The organism is Flavobacterium psychrolimnae, from assembly GCF_003312425.1.
In the GTDB taxonomy this organism is placed as follows: Bacteria; Bacteroidota; Bacteroidia; order Flavobacteriales; family Flavobacteriaceae; genus Flavobacterium; species Flavobacterium psychrolimnae.
On record NZ_QNUX01000003.1, the window covers coordinates 244,574 to 263,060 of the forward strand.

The following is an 18,487-nucleotide window of genomic DNA, read 5'->3' on the forward strand; positions in this document are numbered from 1 at the left end:
TCTAGCCAAATGTTGCCATTTGAAAATTTTTTAAAAGACTCGAAATTTACAAAAAAAATTCCACTCTCATTGATTTGGAACTTCTTATTTAATTAAAATTATAGACAACAAAAAAACTCTCACGATGTGAGAGTTCGAATATCATTTACAAAAATGTATTAAGCAACAGCTACAGATTTATCTATAACAACTTGCCCTCTGTAGTACATTTTACCTTCATGCCAGTAAGCTCTGTGGTATAAGTGTGCTTCTCCAGTGATAGGACAAGTAGCGATTTGTGCTACAGTAGCTTTGTAATGTGTTCTTCTTTTATCTCTTCTTGTTTTGGAGATTTTTCTCTTAGGATGCGCCATTTTACTATATTATTTATCCGTTAATAGTTGCTTTAATTTGTCCCATCGCGGGTCAATATTTTCTTCTTCTTTATTTTCTTCTTTTATTTCTTTTACTGCAAGTTCATTCAGCTTAGTCAAAGCTTCCGTTTGTAAACTTCCGTCTTTTATGCCTGGATGAACACGTCTTAGAGGCACTGACAACACAATCATTTCATAAATATATTGTGCAATATCTATCTCAAATTCTCCGTGAGGTAAAATTAACAATTCCTCATTGTCATTATTAAATTCTTCACCAAAACGAACTATTAATTTCATCTTGCCTTTGATTGGCATATCAAAATCTTCGCTGGTAAGATCACAAGGTACATTTACAACACCTTTATGCTTAAAACTCAACTCTAACAGCGTACTTTTCTTCTCTAAAACTACATTTACTTTGATATTTGAATTTTGATATTCATTATAATCAAAGATTTCAAAGAACGCATTACTGATTTGATACTCAAAATGATGTTTCCCTAGCTTTAATCCTATAAAAGGAATTAAATATTCTTTTGTGTTCTTCATTTCAACAACAATTTGCCCCTAAACTTCGGGAGTGCAAAGATATAAAATTATTGCAAATCTAATAATGTTATTCACTTTTTTTTGTTCACAACTGCTTTTCTTTTGTTTTCAATGGTTTCTCACTGATTTCGGCATGTTGATTTCTTGAGTGATAAATGTCTAAAGCCAGATATACCGCCTCTTTAAAAGAGTTGAAATCCGCTATTCCCTTTCCTGCTATGTCATAAGCCGTACCATGATCCGGCGAAGTTCTTATCTTATTTAAACCCGCAGTATAATTAACTCCTTTGCCAAAAGATAATGTTTTAAAAGGAATCAATCCCTGATCGTGATAAGTGGCTATAACCGCATCGTATTTCTCGTATTGGTTACTACCAAAAAAACCATCGGCAGCAAAGGGTCCAAAAACCAAAGTTCCTTTGTCAAATATTTTTTTTAGTGCTGGTTTTAGTATCAAGTCATCCTCATTACCAATAACCCCACCGTCACCACAATGTGGATTCAATCCCAAAACTGCAATTTTAGGCTTATTGATACTGAAATCTTGAATCAAAGACTGTTTTACGGTTTCAATTTTTTTCTTGATTAGTTCCTCCGTAAGATGAGATGCCACTTCACTTAAAGGAATATGATCCGTCAACAATCCCACTCTTAAATTATCCTGAACCATCAACATAAGTGCATTGCCTTCTAATTCCTGGTCTAAATAATCCGTATGACCCGGAAACTTAAACTCCTCAGACTGGATATTATATTTATTAATAGGCGCCGTTACCAACACATCAACAAGTCCTTCTTTCAACGCTTTGGTAGCAGCAACAAATGATTTTATCGCATACTCTCCTGCTTTTGGATCATTTACACCCAGATTCAAGTCCACACCTTCTCTCCAAAGATTCAAAACATTAATTTTACCAGGAACGATTTGATCTAGTTTATCAATACCATGCAACAGAGAAGTAGATTGAAAACTTTTTTTCACAAAAGACAACAACTTAACATTCGCAAAGATAACAGGAGTACACAACTCTAACATACGAGAATCCTCGAATGTTTTTAAAACAACTTCGCTTCCAATACCGTTTAAATCTCCGATAGAAATTCCTACGATTATATTTTCTGCTTTTTTCATCATGACATACCGTTATTTATTGCTAATTTTGAAGTGCAAATTTAGTAAAATAAAACAAGAAATGTTTACAGGAATCATAGAAACCCTTGGCATCATCCAAGAAATAAAAAAAGAGAACACTAACGTGCATATCACGATGAATTCATCGATTACCAGCGAACTTCAAATAGACCAAAGCGTTGCTCATAACGGAATATGCCTTACGGTTGTTGCCATAAACGACACTTCATACACTGTAACAGCGATAGACGAAACCATAAAAAAAACAAACCTAGCCGATTGGAAAGTTGGTGACAGCGTCAATCTGGAAAGAGCAATGAAACTAGGCGACAGACTTGACGGACACATCGTACAAGGACATGTAGACCAAACAGGAACCTGCATTACCGCCGAAGAAACTGACGGAAGCTGGCTTTACACTTTTGAATACGACGAGAACCTAAACAACATCACCATCGAGAAAGGCTCCATTACAGTAAATGGAGTAAGTTTGACAGTTGTAGACTCAAAGAAAAATCAGTTTAGCGTGGCTATTATCCCTTATACACACGAACACACCAATTTCAATACTTTTGAAGTAGGCACAAGAATAAATCTTGAATTTGATGTGATTGGCAAGTACGTTTCCCGATTGTACGCAAACAAATAACAATTACACTTTATAAAACAAAAAACTCCAATTTACATTGGAGTTTTTTGTTTTATTTTAAAATTATAAATGATGTAAATTCCAAATAGTAAAGCAACTAACATCATTGTCAATATATTTTCATCAATAGGCAATCCAGGAGGCGGAGGCAATGTAGGACCAGGCGGTGCCGGAGGCTGAGCAATAGCTAAACACGTCCCAAAAAGGAAAGCTATTAAAAGGTAAAATTTATTTAACACCATTTTCATAATATCCAAAAATAGTGAATCTATTATTTAAAAAACAAATTAAGCTAATTTATTAACAATCTTTATTGAATTTAACAAAAAAAAAAAAAATCAAAAACACCTCTTACAACACGAAGATTTAAATTTTAATGAATTCTTATTTTAAGATACCCTCAAAACAAAAGCCCTCAAAAAATTTATTTTGAGGGCTTTTTTTGTGGTCCCACCTGGGCTCGAACCAGGGACCACCTGATTATGAGTCAGGTGCTCTAACCAGCTGAGCTATAGGACCGGTTTAGAGTGTGCAATATTACCACTATTTTTCATTTGCTCCAAATATTTTTGACTTAGATTTAAATATAGTTTCATTATTAGTTTTTTTCGAACAGAAACCAACTGAATATTAGAATACTACCCATTTATCTATAATGAAATTATTTTATTTCCTGACACAATTCAATCAAAACACCATTCGTGCTTTTTGGATGCAAAAACGCAACAAGCTTATTATCAGCGCCTTTTTTTGGAATTTCATTCAAGACCACAAATCCTTCCATTTTTAGACGTGCTATTTCCGCAACAATATCTTCTACATCAAAAGCGATATGATGAATTCCCTCTCCCTTTTTTTCCAGAAACTTGGCAATTGGACTATCCGGATTAGTTGCTGCAAGTAGTTCAATTTTATTGGGGCCATTCATAAAAAAAGAAGTTGTTACTCCTTCACTTTCTACCGCTTCAAATTTATAAGCGGGAGCACCAAAGAGTTTTTCGAAAACTAAATTTGATACTTCCAAGTCTTTAACAGCGATTCCTATATGTTCTATTTTTCTCATTATATATTATTTGAAGGCAACGTTATTTTCGTTTGAAAATTCAAATACCGCTACTAGTTATTACTGTACTATTTACTGATGTAAAATTAAACATTAAAAACAAAAAAAGGGAAGCAATCTAAAAAGTAAGCTGAATTAAATCGCTCATAATAATTCTATAAAAAATTTCGATTGCATGAATTATAATTGTTATTTTGTAGATTCTAATTATGATTTGATATGTTGAAAAACAATTTAAAATATACCTTCTTTCTATTGCTTTTAATTACTGTTGGCTGTGCCAAAAGAGGCTCCATAACTGGTGGTTTAAAAGACACCATAGCGCCTATTTTGAAAATGAGTTTCCCTGAAAATTTTAATACCAACTTCAAAGGAAATGAAATTAAGTTGGTCTTTGACGAGAATATCAAATTGAAAAATTTGAACAAACAATTAATCATTTCACCCCCAATGAAAAACGAACCGTTGATTTTACCAACAACGGCGAGCAAAACGATTACAATAAAAATAAAAGACACGCTACAACCCAACACCACTTACAGCTTTAATTTTGGCCAAAGTATCGCTGATAATAATGAAGGAAATCCATTAAATCAATTCAAATACGTGTTTTCAACTGGTGATTATATCGATTCTTTAAGCCTTGGCGGAACTGTAAAAAGCGCTTATGACAAAGAAGTTGAATCATTCGTTTCAGTTATGTTATATGACGTGAATAACACTTTTAAGGATTCTGTAGTCTATAATGAGAACCCAAGATATGTGACTAACACATTAGATAGTTTGAAGACTTTTCGTTTTGAGAATTTAAAAGCCGGAAAATATCTTCTTGTAGCCATGAAAGATTACAACAGCAATAATAAATACAATCCAAAAAACGATAAAATAGGATTCAGTAAAGATTTTATTACCATTCCTAACGACACCATTTACGAGTTGGAATTATTCAAGGAAACACTGCCTTTTAAAACTTTTAAACCAACCCAAGCTTCCGGAAATAGACTCTTTTTGGGATATGAAGGAAATATCAACTCTGTGGCAACAAGCCCAAAAATAATATTAAAAAACAACAATGACATCTTAACTACTGTCATTACCAAGTTCCCAAAAAAGGATTCGCTACAAGTATGGTATAAACCATTAAAGGCAGATTCGCTAAATATGGCTGTAGCCAAAGACCAATACAAAGCTAATTTCTCCTTTAAAATAAAAGACCAAAAAAGGGACACCCTGAATATCTCTGCTATACAAACTAACGATTTGAAATTCAGAGAACGTTTTACATTAGAGAGTAAAACTCCCTTGATTAACATCGAAAATTCAAAAATAGAATTAACTAATAACGCAAAAAAAACAGTTCCTTTTACAACAGAATACGATGATTTCAATCAGAAATTGTATTTTGATTTCAAAAAAGAGCCCTCAGAAAGCTATACTTTTAAAATTTTACCCGGCGCATTAACTGATTTTTTCGAACAATCCAATGACTCACTAACTTACAAGGTAACGACAAGAAGTACTGATGATTACGGGAATCTTACAGTAACATTAGAAAATGTAAAACAATTTCCTGTAATTATAGAACTAACGAATCTAAAAGGTGATGTTTTGGCAACTGAATACACAGAAAACAATACCACAATAGCATTTAATTTAATCGAACCCGCTATTTATACCTTGCGCGCTATTTATGACACCAACAAAAATAAAGAGTGGGATCCAGGAAATTATTTAGAAAAACTTCAGGCAGAAGAAGTGATTTACTTTTCCGAAGAAATTCCTGTTCGGACAAATTGGGACGTCACCCAAGCCTTTGATTTGAGTCTTCCCTACATTCCTAAACCTAAAGTGAAAACTGACAAGAAAAATCAGAACTAAATATTTTTTATTTCAAAAGAATCTCTGTCGTTCAAAAAACCTAATTTTTGTCGGGTTTCCAACATTTTTTCTTGGTCTAATTTTACAGTAAAAAAACCTTCAGATTCTTCTGGTTCCAATACATAATTCCCAAGAAAATCGACCGCTTGCGAATGACCAATGTATTCGTAACCATTAGCATCTGCACCTATTCTATTGACGCCAATCGCATAACTCATATTCTCTATCGCTCTGGCTTTCAATAAAGCATCCCAAGCATTCGTTCTTATTTTTGGCCAACTTGCCACATAAATCAATAAGTCATAATCTTCTGAATTTCTTGAAAAAGCAGGAAATCGCAAATCATAACAAATCAACGGGCAAATTTTCCATCCTAAATAATCCACCACTATTTTTTGGTTACCACTCGTATAAACTTTGTCTTCTCCAGCCAAAGTAAACAAATGCCTTTTATCATAAAACTGAATTTCTCCAGAGGGAAATACAAACACTAATCGATTGTAGAAATTTCCATTTTCTGCAATAACTAAACTTCCCGTAATGGCGCATTTTCTGGCTTTCGCCAACACTTTAAGCCAAGTTATTGTTTCACCTTCCATGGTTTCAGCTACGTTATCTGGATTCATTGTAAAGCCTGATGTAAACATTTCAGGCAATACAATTAAATCAACTGCCGAAGTAATTTCATTTATTTTGGTCTCAAAATAATCGCGATTTAGCTTTGGATTTTCCCAAATTAAAGGAGATTGGATCAGGGTAACTTGCATGATTTTATTTTTTATAAAAATAGGAAATATCACAATACCATAAGTTCATTATATTAGCTAAAAAAAATAACTTTATGAAAAAGATACTTCTTGTATACACCATGTTATTCTCTATTTTGATTTTTGGACAAGAAAAATCAGGTGCGAAACAATTTTGGAAAAACTTACAAAAACAATGCGGAAAATCCTTTGAAGGAGAGGTCAAAGAGGGCGCTGCCAATGACACATTTCGAGATAAAAAACTAGTGATGCACGTTCGCAACTGTGACGAAAATACGATTCGGATTCCGTTTTTTGTAGGAGAGGACAAATCAAGAACTTGGGTGTTAACCTATAAAAATGACCGAATCCAATTGAAACACGATCACCGTCACGAAGACGGTTCCGAAGATAAGGTGACCCAATACGGCGGAATAGCCTCAAATTCTGGCTCATCGACGCTTCAGTTTTTTCCGGCAGATCAACAAACCTCTGATTTGATTCCAAATGCTTCCGCAAATGTTTGGTGGATGACTTTAGACGAAACTTCTTTTACTTACAACTTAAGACGTATCGGTTCAGACCGACTGTTTACCGTGAAATTTGACTTGACAAAAACAGTAGCAACACCTTCCGCACCTTGGGGCTGGAAAGATTAATTTAAGAATGATTATTTTGCATAAAAAACGCATTCAACTTTGACATTGAATGCGTTTTTTAATTATGTACTTTGAATTTTTATCCTTTTAAACTTGCAGATAAATATTCTCTATTCATTCTGGCAATGTTTTCAAGAGAAATTCCTTTTGGACATTCTACTTCACATGCTCCAGTATTAGTACAGTTACCAAAACCTTCTGCATCCATTTGGTTTACCATGTTCATTACACGGTCAGCAGCTTCAATTTTACCTTGTGGCAATAAAGCAAACTGAGACACTTTTGCAGAGACAAATAACATTGCAGATGAGTTTTTACAACTCGCCACACAAGCTCCACAGCCAATACATGTAGCTGCATCAAAAGCTCTGTCAGCATCGTGTTTAGGAATAGGAATTGTATTGGCATCGATAGTATTTCCAGATGTGTTTACAGAAATAAATCCGCCAGATTGCTGGATTCTGTCGAATGCACCTCTATCAACCACTAAATCTTTAATTACCGGGAAAGCTTTTGCTCTAAACGGCTCGATAAAAATAGTGTCTCCATCTTTAAATTTACGCATGTGCAACTGACAAGTCGTAACCAAACGGTCAGGACCGTGCGCTTCACCATTGATATACAAGGAACACATTCCGCAAATTCCTTCGCGACAATCATGGTCAAATGCAACGGTATCTTCTCCCTTTACGATTAACTCATCGTTCAAAATGTCAAGCATTTCAAGAAAAGACATATCTGGTTCAATTCCGTCAATTGGATATTCAACTATTTTTCCTTCTGCAGCGGCATTTTTCTGACGCCATATTTTTAATGTAAGTTTCATTTTTTTTGTAAGTATTAAGTATTAAGAATTAAGTATCGAGACTTTTCTAAATACTATTTATAACTTCTTTGAACTAGTTTAACATTTTCGAATTTCAACTCTTCTTTATGTAATACTGCATCGCTTGGATTACCTTTATATTCCCATGCTGCAACATATGCAAAGTTTTCATCGTCACGTTGTGCTTCTCCCTCTGGTGTTTGATACTCTTCACGGAAGTGACCTCCACAAGATTCGTTTCTATGCAAAGCATCTTTAGCAAACAACTCTCCCAATTCAAGGAAATCTGCAATACGAAGTGCTTTAGCCAGTTCAGTATTGAAACTATTAGCTGTTCCAGGAATTTTCACTTCTTTGTAAAATTCTTCTCTAATTGCTGCAATTTCACTTTGTGCTTCGGCTAAACCTTTAGCATTACGAGCCATCCCAACTTTATCCCACATGATTTTTCCTAATTTCTTATGGAAATAATCCGCTGGTTTAGAACCTCCGTTATTCATTAAAGCTTCAATCTGTTGCTTAACGTTGTTTTCCGCTTGTTCAAATTCTGGAGAATCAGTAGAGATAGTACCCATTTTAATATCTGGTGCCAAATAATCTCCGATGGTATAAGGAAGTACAAAATATCCATCTGCCAAACCTTGCATCAATGCAGAAGCACCTAATCTATTTGCTCCGTGATCTGAAAAGTTAGATTCTCCAATAGAGAAACAACCCGGAATTGTAGTTTGTAAGTTATAATCAACCCAAGTTCCTCCCATTGTGTAATGCACGGCTGGGTAAATCATCATGGGAGTTGAATATGGATTTTCATCCACAATTTTCTCATACATTTGGAATAAGTTACCATACTTATTAGCCACAACTTCTGTTCCTAATTTAGTAACTAAAGCTTTATCGTTCTCATCTAAATGCTTCAATCTGGCTTGATCCACTCCGTATCTTTCAATTGCCGCAGCAAAATCAAGGTAAACAGCTTCTCCCGTTTTATTAACACCAAAACCTGCATCGCATCTTTCTTTAGCAGCACGAGAAGCAATATCTCTAGGTACTAAGTTTCCGAAAGCAGGATATCTTCTTTCTAAATAATAATCTCTGTCCGCTTCTGCAATTTGAGTTGGTTTCAATTTCCCTTCTCTAATCGCCTTAGCATCTTCTAACTTTGCAGGAACCCAAATACGTCCATCATTACGCAACGATTCTGACATTAATGTCAATTTTGCTTGATGATCTCCGGATACTGGAATACAAGTTGGGTGAATTTGCGTATAACAAGGATTTGCAAAATAAGCTCCTCTTTTGTGAATTTTCCAAGCTGCAGTTACGTTACTTCCCATCGCGTTAGTCGAAAGGAAAAACACGTTTCCGTATCCTCCTGAAGCAATAACTACGGCATGAGCAGAATGTCTTTCGATTTCTCCTGTAACCAAGTTACGAGCGATAATCCCTCTTGCTTTTCCGTTTACGATAACTAAATCCAGCATCTCGTGACGGTTGTGCATTTTTATTTTTCCACGACCTATTTGGCGATTCATTGCTGAATACGCCCCTAACAGTAATTGTTGTCCTGTTTGTCCTTTAGCATAAAAAGTTCTAGAAACTAATGTACCTCCAAAAGAACGGTTGTCTAATAATCCGCCATATTCACGTGCAAAAGGAACTCCTTGAGCCACACACTGGTCAATAATATTTGTAGAAACCTCAGCTAAACGGTGAACGTTTGCTTCACGGGCGCGGTAATCTCCTCCTTTTACAGTATCGTAAAACAAACGGAACGTTGAATCCCCGTCACCTTGATAGTTTTTTGCAGCGTTAATTCCCCCTTGTGCAGCAATAGAGTGCGCACGACGTGGTGAATCTTGAAAACAAAAAGCTTTTACGTTATATCCTAATTCTGCTAAAGTTGCAGCAGCAGAACCTCCAGCTAAACCTGTACCAACGACAATTATATCTAAATTACGTTTGTTAGCAGGGTTTACTAAATTAATATGATCTTTATAATTTGTCCATTTGTCCGAAATTGAACCTCCTGGAATTTTTGAATCTAATGCCATTTATAATTTAATATTAATGATTAAAATGATGAAATAATGCAATGAAAATGAAACCAAAAGGAACTACAATTGCAAAAGCATATCCTAATTTATGTAATGATCTTGAATATTTATTATTGAATCCTACCGATTGGAACGAAGAATTGAAACCGTGCCATAAGTGCAATGACAATAATAAAAAAGAAAGACTGTACAAAACGGTGCGAATCGGACTTTCAAATTTGTGTGTTAACTCCTCAAAATATCTCGTTTCGTTTAACGGACTTCCATCTACGTATTTGTAAACCATTTCAGGAACCCAAAAATCGTAAAAATGCACCAAAATGAATGCAAGAACAACTGATCCAGAAATAATCATGTTTCTTGATGCCCAAGATGAATTTGCCGCTCCATTATTTTTTGCGTAACCAACTGGCCTTGCACTTCTATTTTTAAAATCCAAAACAAAACCCATAACAAAGTGAAAAATCACTCCCACAATCAAGATAGGCTGAATTACGAATTGAACTAATGGATTATTTCCCATGAAATGAGAAATCGAATTAAAGGTGTCGGCACTAAATACCGATGTCATATTGATAAAAAAATGCTGTGCTAGAAACAACATCAAAAAAAGTCCTGAAAGTGCCATAGCTACTTTTTTTGCTATTGACGATTTCAATAATGCAGATTTTGCCATAAGATTTATATAATTTGTTTTAAAAAATTATACAAAAATAGAGCAATTAGACAGTAACTACAACCTTTTCGCTGTTATTTATAATGATTTTAAAGTGTTTTATACAAAATACCAAGAAATCCTTAAATATCAAACATAAATGCAAAAACGGGAAGAAAACGGTTAAACAAAAAAAGAAAATAACACAAAATATGCGGTCAAGAAAATGACTAAAAACCAAATATAAAACCGTCTAAAATTAATAATTCCCTAATTTTTAGTGTTATTTATTTCTAAATCAGCAAAAGGAACAAAAATTTTCTTTTGGCAGCGGAAAAAACAAGCACTTTCAAATCGTCTTCAAATTTTTATGCTTTAAAATAAAAAATAAAAACAAGTGCTGTAATCTATAAAATTCATAGGACTGACACTAAAGAATCCAGTGCATTTTTATCAACAAATTGAATTGATTCTAACTGAATTTTGCCATGTATTGCTGCACAATTAAATCTGTATTTTCGTTACGCATTTTTTGCTCTAATTGTATTGGTGGCGAAGCACGTTCCAAACAATTTTTAACGGCACAGGTTTCACAAGTAACCCCGACAATCTGTTTCTTAAGCGAATCATTCTCGATGAACTTAAATTTTTTCTTCATTCCAGCCGTAATCAAAATTCCTACCGATATACTGCGGATACAATCTACTTTAAACGGATCCGGTGTTGCAGATGAAAAAACAAGATATTCATTTTTGCTGTTTTCATAACTGGAAATTTGCGCGTCAAAAAAATGATTTTTATTCTGCTTCAATGATTGCTCAATCGTACGTATGGAAACCCATCTTCTACAGTAATGTTCATTCATTTCATTCGCATGCGGTTCCTGCTGGTTCGTAATGTGTAATTCCTTTTTTATTTGATAAGTATCTGTTCCTATTTGATGCGACAATCGCAGAAAGAAAAGATTCTTCAATTGAAAATCTTTTGGCAAAATATTAGTCAATCTTTGATAAAACGATTCTGGCGAAACATTAAACCCACTCATCAAAGCAATCATTTCCTGAGGTTTTGGATCTGTTTTAGACAAAAATAAATTCAGTTCGTCTATCAGTTTCTGCCTTGGAATAAGTAACGCTCCGGCAAAATACGAAGCATAAAAGTTGTTCAAAACCTGATCGAAGTTATCAAACTTAATCCAACTGAACGTGTACAATCTTTCGGTGATTTCAAGGTAATTATACGCAATTTCTTTGGCCAGAATAAACGCTTTTTGAGGTTCGTCAATGTCTAACGAAAGTAACAATGTCTTGCTTTTTGGCACAAAAATCGATCTCAAATCACCCAATTGTTCTTGCTCCGAAAAAACGAGTTCTTTTATCGTATAACCATATTCTTCAATTAAAATCGCCGTGAGTTCTTCAATCGAAATTTTGGCTTCAATATTCACGTGAAACGCTTTCGAAAACTGCAACACTTTCTGTTCTAAATCTTCAAAATAATTCGTATGCGCTTCTTGGTAAGAACGCAACGAAGCCAAAAAGAAACTCTCTCTTGTCAAATTATAATGTTGCGCAATCTCGATAATCGTGCTGATAAACGCATTCACTTTTGCAGGTGCATTAGCAATAATATCGATAAGATCGTTTTCCTGAATTCCGAAAATCTCCAGAGGAATCTCTTTTAGAATACCCGATTTTAGAATTTCTCCAATGGGCGCCAGATTATTATCCAGTTTCAACGATACCATATTATCATAGGAAATATCGAGTTTTTCGGCTAACAGAATAATTTTATCCGTTTTTGGATACTTTTTACCTTTTTCAATTTCGTTTAAATACGATTTTGAAAGGTCTGTGATTTTTGCCAAACCAAATAGTGACAGATTCTTATTGGTGCGAGCCTGCTTGAGTTTTAGCCCAAAAATCAACTTGATATAATCCTTTTCTATGTTCATATCTCAAAGATAAACTAAAAAATATTTACGTCAAAAAAAATATTTTTCATTTTTAGCGTACGTTCGCTTGTTTTGTAAAAAACTTTTCGTAACATTGTCATGTAAAACACATTAACCATGAAAGCAAATACCGAAACAACCGAAAAATCGTTACAGTTTTCCAATGAAACGAAAGAGCATTATCCAGAAATTTTGACGAATGAAGCCATTAATTTTATTACAGAACTTCACGAGCGATTCAATGCCAAAAGACTTTTGTTACTAGACGAAAGAAAAAAACAACAGGATTTATTTGATCAAGGTGCCTTACCCACTTTTCCTGCTGAGACCAAAAGCATCAGAGAAAGTAATTGGAAAGCGGCGCAAACACCAGACGATTTATTAGACCGTAGAGTCGAAATAACCGGTCCAGTCGACAGAAAAATGGTCATTAATGCATTGAATTCGGGTGCAAAAACATTCATGGCTGATTTTGAAGACAGCACTTCTCCTACTTGGAGCAACTTAATGACGGGACAGCAAAACCTGAAAGATGCGGTAAATAAAACCATTGCTCTTGAAGATACTATAAAGAATAAAAAATACAGTCTGAACGAAAAAACTGCAGTACTGCTAGTTCGTCCAAGAGGATTGCATTTGCCGGAAAAAAATATTTTGATTAACGGAGAACAAACTTCAGGATCACTAATTGACTTCGGCTTGTATGCTTTTCATAATTACAAACAACTTATGGAAGATGGAACGGCACCGTATTTTTACATTCCAAAACTGGAACATTATCTGGAAGCAAGATGGTGGAATGAAGTTTTCGAATTTACGCAGGAATATTTAGGTGTAAAAAACGGAACATTCAAAGCCACGGTTTTAATCGAAACCATAACTGCCAGTTTTCAATTGGACGAAATCATTTTTGAATTGAAAGATCATATTGTTGGTCTTAATTGCGGACGATGGGATTACATTTTTTCGTACATCAAAAAACTAAGAAAAAATCCAAATTTCCTAGTTCCAAACAGAGACCAAGTGACGATGACAGCGCCATTTATGAGTGCCTACTCGCAATTGGTTATTCAAAGATGCCACAAAAGAAACATTCATGCAATAGGTGGAATGGCTGCACAAATTCCGATAAAAAATAACGAAGAAGCTAATAAAACAGCTTTCGACAAAGTAATTGCCGATAAAGAACGGGAGGTTAAAAATGGTCATGACGGCACTTGGGTCGCACATCCGGATTTGGTTTCGCTCGCCATGACGGTATTCGATAAAAACATGCCGACCAAAAATCAGATTCATATAAAAAGAGAAGACGTACACGTTACCGAAGGTGATTTGCTCGAAACTCCAAAAGGAACCATTACCGAAGAAGGCGTTCGAAAAAACATCAGTATTTCAGTTTTATATATCGCTTCATGGCTCAACGGACAAGGTGCAGCAGCGTTACATAATTTAATGGAAGATGCAGCTACTGCTGAGATTTCGAGATCACAATTGTGGCAATGGCTACAAAACGAAGTCGTTTTAGACAATCAAAAAGTACTGAATGAAAAATACTATCATCGATTGGCCATGGAGGAATTTGAAAAAATAAGAAAGCTTGTTGGAAACGAAAATCATGAAAAACATAAATACAGACTGGCCGAACAATTATTAGACATTTTGGTCGTGAATGACAATTTTATCGAATTTTTGACAATTCCCGGATACAAATACATTTAAAAAATCAATTGCAATACCTATTAACAAACAACCAAAAAAAAAGAAAAATGAAAACTACAGAAACAAGAATTCAAGAATTAGTTACCGACTGGATTACGAACACAAGATGGAATGGCATTGAGCGACCTTACACTGCTGAAGAAGTGGTGAAATTGCAAGGTTCTTATCAAATAGAGCACAGTGTAGCCAGAATTGGAGCGAATAACTTATGGAACAAACTAAATTCTCAGGATTTTGTAGCCGGACTTGGCGCACTTACCGGAAACCAAGCCATTCAAGAAGTAGAAGCAGGATTAGACGCTATTTATTTGAGCGGTTGGCAAGTTGCCGCTGACGCAAATGTAGCCGGCGAAATGTATCCTGACCAATCTTTATATCCTGCTAACAGTGTTCCATTGGTAGTAAAACGAATCAATAATGCCCTTTTGAGAGCAGATCAAATACAAGTAGTAAACGGAACAACCGATAAAAAACAATACTTAGTTCCTATTGTTGCTGATGCCGAAGCCGGTTTTGGAGGAAACCTTAATGCTTTCGAATTAATGAAATCGATGATTGAAGCGGGAGCTGCCGGAGTTCACTTTGAAGACCAATTGAGTTCTGCTAAAAAATGTGGTCACTTAGGCGGGAAAGTTTTGGTTCCTACACAAGAAGCCATCAACAAACTGATTGCAGCACGTTTAGCAGCAGACGTAATGGGAACACCAACGCTGATTGTTGCCCGTACAGATGCTGATGCGGCCAATTTACTAACAAGCGATATTGACCCTAGAGATGCTAAATTCATCACGGGTGAAAAAACCGGCGAAGGTTTTTTCTATGTAAATTGTGGTGTGGAGCAAGGAATTGACAGAGGATTGAGTTATGCGCCTTATGCTGATTTAATTTGGATGGAAACCAGCAATCCAGATCTTGATTACGCAAGAAAATTTGCCGAAGGAATTCACGCAAAATTCCCTGGAAAAATGTTGGCTTACAATTGTTCGCCTTCTTTCAACTGGGCTGCAAAATTATCCGTTGCTGAAATGGAAACATTCCGCGAAGATCTTGCCGCAATGGGATACAAATTCCAATTCATCACTTTAGCAGGATTCCACGCGTTGAACACTAGCATGTTCGAATTGTCTAAAGCATACAAAGAAAGAGGAATGGCAGGTTATTCTGAATTACAGGAAAGAGAATTTGCTTTGCAAAAACACGGTTTCAAAGCCGTAAAACACCAAGGTTTCGTAGGGACATCCTATTTTGATGCGGTACAAAATACCGTAACAATAGGAAAATCTTCTACCACTGCGATGAAAGATTCTACAGAAGTAGCACAGTTTTAGAAAAATAGCAACCATAAAAAAACACGATTTCATCTGAAATCGTGTTTTTTGTTTTTAAAATAAAAGGACCGTTTATTTTGATTCTATAATTTCAAGATCAGTAACCACTTTCTCTTTTCCTTTTTGAATGCTTATTTTATTGATTGAAATTGGAAGGTAATATTTACCGTTTTTGGCTGCTTCTAATTTTAGTTTTTTGTCTTTATTTTTCCAATTATCTGCTGCCGTTTTAGTCATTGAAAGATCATAAATGTGTTTGTTCAATCCTTTTACAGCTTTTACCTTCTGAGAATAAACCACTTCTTTCAAGCTGTTTTCAATTTGCAAAAGCACTTCTGCATTTTCATTCGAATAAAACCAAACCTCTGCTTTTGGTTCTGAAGCCTTAGCCCAAGAACTCCAACTGTTGCCCCATTCTCTTGATTTTTTTATCTTTTTAAGCTCAAAAACATGAAGATTTTCCGCTATGACTTTATCATTCAATTGTTGCACTTGTTCCAAATTAACTTTGTACACTGAACGACCGTGAGTTCCCACCACTAAATCTTTTGCTTTCTTTTGAATCACTACATCGTGAACGGCCACGTTTGGAATTCCGCTAGAAAAATCATCCCAGCTCATTCCCTTATTTAACGAAACATACAATCCGTTGTCCGTTCCCACGTACAAAACATTCTCGTTGAGATTATCTTCCACAATTACATTCACTGGACTTGCAGGCAAATTATTGGCGATATTTTTCCAGGTTTGACCAAAATCATCTGACACATACACATAACTGGTGAAATCATCATTTCGATATCCGTTTAAAGTCGCATACACTCTTTCTTTCTTGTGTGCCGAAGCCACGACTCTGGAAACCCATCGGTTTTGAGGTAAATTTCCCGAAATTTTATTCCAAGTCGCACCGCCGTCTTTCGAAACATGAATCAATCCATCATCACTTCCCGTGTAGAGCAAACCAAACTGCAATTGACTTTCGCTGATGGCAGCGATTGTTCCAAAAGCTACATTTCCTTCTTTAGCACCTTGCGTCAAATCAGGCGAAATAGCCGTCCAAGTTTGTCCTTGATTCATCGAACGGTGCAAGAAATTAGATCCCATGTATAAAATATCTTGGTTGTGCGAAGACAATAAAATAGGCGTTTGCCAATTGAATCGAAATGGCTTTTCGTCCTTTTGTGGCTTTGGAGAAATATAATCACGTTTATTTTTTGCACGATCAATTCTGTAATAATTTCCAAATTGGAATCCCGTAAAAACAATACTTGGATTTCTTTTGTCAATTTGAGTTTGCATTCCGTCTCCACCCATCAAATTTTCATACGGATATTTTCCGGTTTGGTACCATTCTGATGAATATTTGTAAGTACTTGGTCCAACCCAAACACCATTATCCTGCATGCCGCCATAGATATTATACGGTTCCTGCTCATCCACATTCACTGCATAAAACTGACTTACGGAATGCGAATTACTTTTCACCCAATGTGCTCCATCATCATACGAAATATTTAAACCACCGTCATTTCCATTAATTAAATGCCCGGATTTATTTGGGTTCACCCAAACAACGTGATGATCCGCGTGAACATTCTCTTCGCTTATGGAGGTGAATGTTTTTCCGCCATCATTTGATTTTATAATGGGTACGCCCGATAAATAAATTTTATTGACATCGTTTGGATCAACAGAAATAACACTGAAATAATACCCATACGAATAAAAGAAATCATCGATAAAATCTTGATGGGTCTTCGTCCAATTTTTTCCTCCGTTACTTGATTTGTAAACTTCGGCTCCGATAACTTCTGTTTCGGCTAAACTATTTATCGCATCCAGAACCACTTTTGCAGCTTCGTTTGGTTGCAAATACCCGTTTTCAACCCAATGCTTGATGTTTTCTGCTCTGTATTTTTCGGTCAATCCGTAATTCTTTAAAATAGAATTCAGACTTTTATTGGGCAATTTCAAGAATTCGTCTCCCGGCATTGAAAACGCAATCGGTAACGAATTGCTTTTTTTGGATTGCAACGGTCTTTTGAATTGGTTATCTAAAATGGCATATACATTTGCATCATCATACACCGCTAAACCAATACGGCCAACGCCTTCGCCAACAGGAAATCCGCTTTCAGCATTCGTAAAAAGTTTCCAAGTCAATCCCGCATCCTCACTTTTATAAATTCCTGAAGTGGCACCGCTTCCAATAAAATCCCACGCTTTTCTATCTTTGCTCCAAGAAGCCGCAAATTGAACCTTGAAGTTTTTTGGCGAAACAGCCACATCAATAATCCCGGTTTCATCGTCTATATAAAGGGTTTTACTCCACGTTTTTCCGCCATTTGTTGTTTTGTAAATTCCTCTTTCTTCATTTTTAGAATACAAATGACCCACTGCGCCTACAACAACTTCATCAGGATTTGATGGATTTATCAGGATTCTGCTGATGTGATGACTGTCTTGCAATCCCATATTTTGCCAAGTCTTTCCTTTATCTTCGGATTTCAAAACTCCAATTCCGGCATAAGATGATCGGGACGAATTTACTTCACCAGTTCCTACCCAAATCGTTCCTCGTTTCCAATCTATCGCGATATCACCTACATTTTGCGTTGGCGCCGCATCCATAACCGGCGAAAAACTCATTCCGTTATTATTCGTGTACCAAAGTCCGCCCGAAGCATATCCTACATAAAACTCGATTGGATTTTCCGGATTTACATCCACATCCACCACTCTTCCGCTCATCACCGTTGGACCTACATTTTCAAAAGCAACATTCTGAAAAAGCGATTGATTTTCCATTTGTTTTTTGGATTCCAATGATTGCTGAATCGCTTCCGCAGAAACTTGTCCCCAAGAGACACTTTGGACTATAAAGGCAGAAAAGAGTACTATTTTTTTCATAAAAAC

General features: G+C 35.6%; 16 protein-coding genes and 1 tRNA gene. 5 read left to right on the forward strand and 12 right to left on the reverse strand.

Annotation, left to right across the window (positions count from 1 at the left end):
* Positions 1-158 precede the first annotated feature (158 nt).
* The 3 genes from rpmF to pdxA form a co-directional block, all read right to left on the reverse strand.
* Positions 159-353, reverse strand: coding sequence for a 50S ribosomal protein L32 (gene rpmF / locus DR980_RS04990; protein WP_007137315.1), 195 nt, complete (start codon positions 351-353; stop codon positions 159-161).
* Positions 354-362: 9 nt separating this feature from the next.
* Positions 363-905 (reverse strand): YceD family protein, encoded by a 543-nt coding sequence (locus DR980_RS04995; protein WP_113634148.1) that lies wholly within the window; start codon positions 903-905, stop codon positions 363-365.
* Positions 906-990: 85 nt separating this feature from the next.
* Positions 991-2,040, reverse strand: a complete 1,050-nt coding sequence (pdxA, locus tag DR980_RS05000; protein WP_113634149.1) for a 4-hydroxythreonine-4-phosphate dehydrogenase PdxA — start codon at positions 2,038-2,040, stop codon at positions 991-993.
* A 58-nt stretch (positions 2,041-2,098) separates the two neighbouring features.
* Between pdxA and DR980_RS05005 the strand changes: the two genes are divergently transcribed.
* Complete coding sequence (locus tag DR980_RS05005; protein WP_113634227.1) at positions 2,099-2,686, forward strand: riboflavin synthase; 588 nt, start codon at positions 2,099-2,101, stop codon at positions 2,684-2,686.
* 32 nt (positions 2,687-2,718) lie between these two features.
* Here DR980_RS05005 and DR980_RS05010 read toward each other — a convergent pair whose 3' ends face one another.
* The 3 genes from DR980_RS05010 to mce form a co-directional block, all read right to left on the reverse strand.
* Entirely contained in the window at positions 2,719-2,928 is a 210-nt protein-coding gene (locus DR980_RS05010; protein ID WP_146779217.1) for a hypothetical protein, read from the reverse strand.
* Positions 2,929-3,131: 203 nt separating this feature from the next.
* Positions 3,132-3,205: transfer RNA gene (locus DR980_RS05015), tRNA-Ile, on the reverse strand.
* Between the two features lie 142 nt (positions 3,206-3,347).
* The gene (mce, locus tag DR980_RS05020; RefSeq protein ID WP_113634151.1) at positions 3,348-3,749 is read right to left on the reverse strand and encodes a methylmalonyl-CoA epimerase; all 402 of its coding nucleotides are present in this window, start codon (positions 3,747-3,749) and stop codon (positions 3,348-3,350) included.
* A gap of 219 nt (positions 3,750-3,968) precedes the next feature.
* Here mce and DR980_RS05025 point away from each other — a divergent pair, with 219 nt between their 5' ends.
* On the forward strand, positions 3,969-5,627 hold the full coding sequence (locus tag DR980_RS05025) for an Ig-like domain-containing protein (RefSeq protein ID WP_113634152.1): 1,659 nt from the start codon (positions 3,969-3,971) through the stop codon (positions 5,625-5,627).
* On the opposite strand, the gene DR980_RS05030 is transcribed toward DR980_RS05025, so the two are convergent.
* Positions 5,624-6,394, reverse strand: coding sequence for an amidohydrolase (locus DR980_RS05030; RefSeq protein ID WP_113634153.1), 771 nt, complete (start codon positions 6,392-6,394; stop codon positions 5,624-5,626). The two genes, DR980_RS05025 and DR980_RS05030, sit on opposite strands and share 4 nt — an antisense overlap.
* Positions 6,395-6,468: 74 nt before the next feature.
* Here DR980_RS05030 and DR980_RS05035 point away from each other — a divergent pair, with 74 nt between their 5' ends.
* Positions 6,469-7,032, forward strand: a complete 564-nt coding sequence (locus DR980_RS05035; RefSeq protein ID WP_113634154.1) for a hypothetical protein — start codon at positions 6,469-6,471, stop codon at positions 7,030-7,032.
* A 79-nt stretch (positions 7,033-7,111) separates the two neighbouring features.
* Here the strand turns inward: DR980_RS05035 and DR980_RS05040 are convergent, their stop codons facing one another.
* From DR980_RS05040 to DR980_RS05055, 4 genes are all read right to left on the reverse strand, one after another.
* The gene (locus DR980_RS05040; protein WP_113634155.1) at positions 7,112-7,858 is read right to left on the reverse strand and encodes a succinate dehydrogenase/fumarate reductase iron-sulfur subunit; all 747 of its coding nucleotides are present in this window, start codon (positions 7,856-7,858) and stop codon (positions 7,112-7,114) included.
* Between the two features lie 53 nt (positions 7,859-7,911).
* Entirely contained in the window at positions 7,912-9,912 is a 2,001-nt protein-coding gene (locus DR980_RS05045; protein ID WP_113634156.1) for a fumarate reductase/succinate dehydrogenase flavoprotein subunit, read from the reverse strand.
* 13 nt (positions 9,913-9,925) lie between these two features.
* Positions 9,926-10,591, reverse strand: coding sequence for a succinate dehydrogenase cytochrome b subunit (locus DR980_RS05050; RefSeq protein ID WP_113634157.1), 666 nt, complete (start codon positions 10,589-10,591; stop codon positions 9,926-9,928).
* Positions 10,592-11,042: 451 nt separating this feature from the next.
* Positions 11,043-12,524: a helix-turn-helix domain-containing protein gene (locus DR980_RS05055; RefSeq protein WP_113634158.1), complete on the reverse strand. Its 1,482-nt coding sequence runs from the start codon at positions 12,522-12,524 to the stop codon at positions 11,043-11,045.
* 117 nt (positions 12,525-12,641) lie between these two features.
* Here DR980_RS05055 and aceB point away from each other — a divergent pair, with 117 nt between their 5' ends.
* Positions 12,642-14,243, forward strand: coding sequence for a malate synthase A (gene aceB, locus DR980_RS05060; RefSeq protein WP_113634159.1), 1,602 nt, complete (start codon positions 12,642-12,644; stop codon positions 14,241-14,243).
* A 47-nt stretch (positions 14,244-14,290) separates the two neighbouring features.
* Positions 14,291-15,571 carry an isocitrate lyase gene (gene aceA, locus DR980_RS05065; RefSeq protein ID WP_113634160.1) on the forward strand — a complete coding sequence of 427 codons (1,281 nt, stop codon included), beginning with the start codon at positions 14,291-14,293 and terminating at the stop codon, positions 15,569-15,571.
* A 72-nt stretch (positions 15,572-15,643) separates the two neighbouring features.
* Here the strand turns inward: aceA and DR980_RS05070 are convergent, their stop codons facing one another.
* Positions 15,644-18,481 (reverse strand): beta propeller repeat protein, encoded by a 2,838-nt coding sequence (locus tag DR980_RS05070; protein WP_113634161.1) that lies wholly within the window; start codon positions 18,479-18,481, stop codon positions 15,644-15,646.
* Positions 18,482-18,487 lie beyond the last annotated feature (6 nt).

Bases quoted from the DNA above. Each gene is read 5' to 3' on its own strand.
- rpmF (WP_007137315.1), bottom strand. From the start codon at position 353: ATGGCGCATCCTAAGAGAAAAATCTCCAAAACAAGAAGAGATAAAAGA.
- DR980_RS04995 (WP_113634148.1), bottom strand. From the start codon at position 905: ATGAAGAACACAAAAGAATATTTAATTCCTTTTATAGGATTAAAGCTA.
- pdxA (WP_113634149.1), bottom strand. From the start codon at position 2,040: ATGATGAAAAAAGCAGAAAATATAATCGTAGGAATTTCTATCGGAGAT.
- DR980_RS05005 (WP_113634227.1), top strand. From the start codon at position 2,099: ATGTTTACAGGAATCATAGAAACCCTTGGCATCATCCAAGAAATAAAA.
- DR980_RS05010 (WP_146779217.1), bottom strand. From the start codon at position 2,928: ATGGTGTTAAATAAATTTTACCTTTTAATAGCTTTCCTTTTTGGGACG.
- mce (WP_113634151.1), bottom strand. From the start codon at position 3,749: ATGAGAAAAATAGAACATATAGGAATCGCTGTTAAAGACTTGGAAGTA.
- DR980_RS05025 (WP_113634152.1), top strand. From the start codon at position 3,969: ATGTTGAAAAACAATTTAAAATATACCTTCTTTCTATTGCTTTTAATT.
- DR980_RS05030 (WP_113634153.1), bottom strand. From the start codon at position 6,394: ATGCAAGTTACCCTGATCCAATCTCCTTTAATTTGGGAAAATCCAAAG.
- DR980_RS05035 (WP_113634154.1), top strand. From the start codon at position 6,469: ATGAAAAAGATACTTCTTGTATACACCATGTTATTCTCTATTTTGATT.
- DR980_RS05040 (WP_113634155.1), bottom strand. From the start codon at position 7,858: ATGAAACTTACATTAAAAATATGGCGTCAGAAAAATGCCGCTGCAGAA.
- DR980_RS05045 (WP_113634156.1), bottom strand. From the start codon at position 9,912: ATGGCATTAGATTCAAAAATTCCAGGAGGTTCAATTTCGGACAAATGG.
- DR980_RS05050 (WP_113634157.1), bottom strand. From the start codon at position 10,591: ATGGCAAAATCTGCATTATTGAAATCGTCAATAGCAAAAAAAGTAGCT.
- DR980_RS05055 (WP_113634158.1), bottom strand. From the start codon at position 12,524: ATGAACATAGAAAAGGATTATATCAAGTTGATTTTTGGGCTAAAACTC.
- aceB (WP_113634159.1), top strand. From the start codon at position 12,642: ATGAAAGCAAATACCGAAACAACCGAAAAATCGTTACAGTTTTCCAAT.
- aceA (WP_113634160.1), top strand. From the start codon at position 14,291: ATGAAAACTACAGAAACAAGAATTCAAGAATTAGTTACCGACTGGATT.
- DR980_RS05070 (WP_113634161.1), bottom strand. From the start codon at position 18,481: ATGAAAAAAATAGTACTCTTTTCTGCCTTTATAGTCCAAAGTGTCTCT.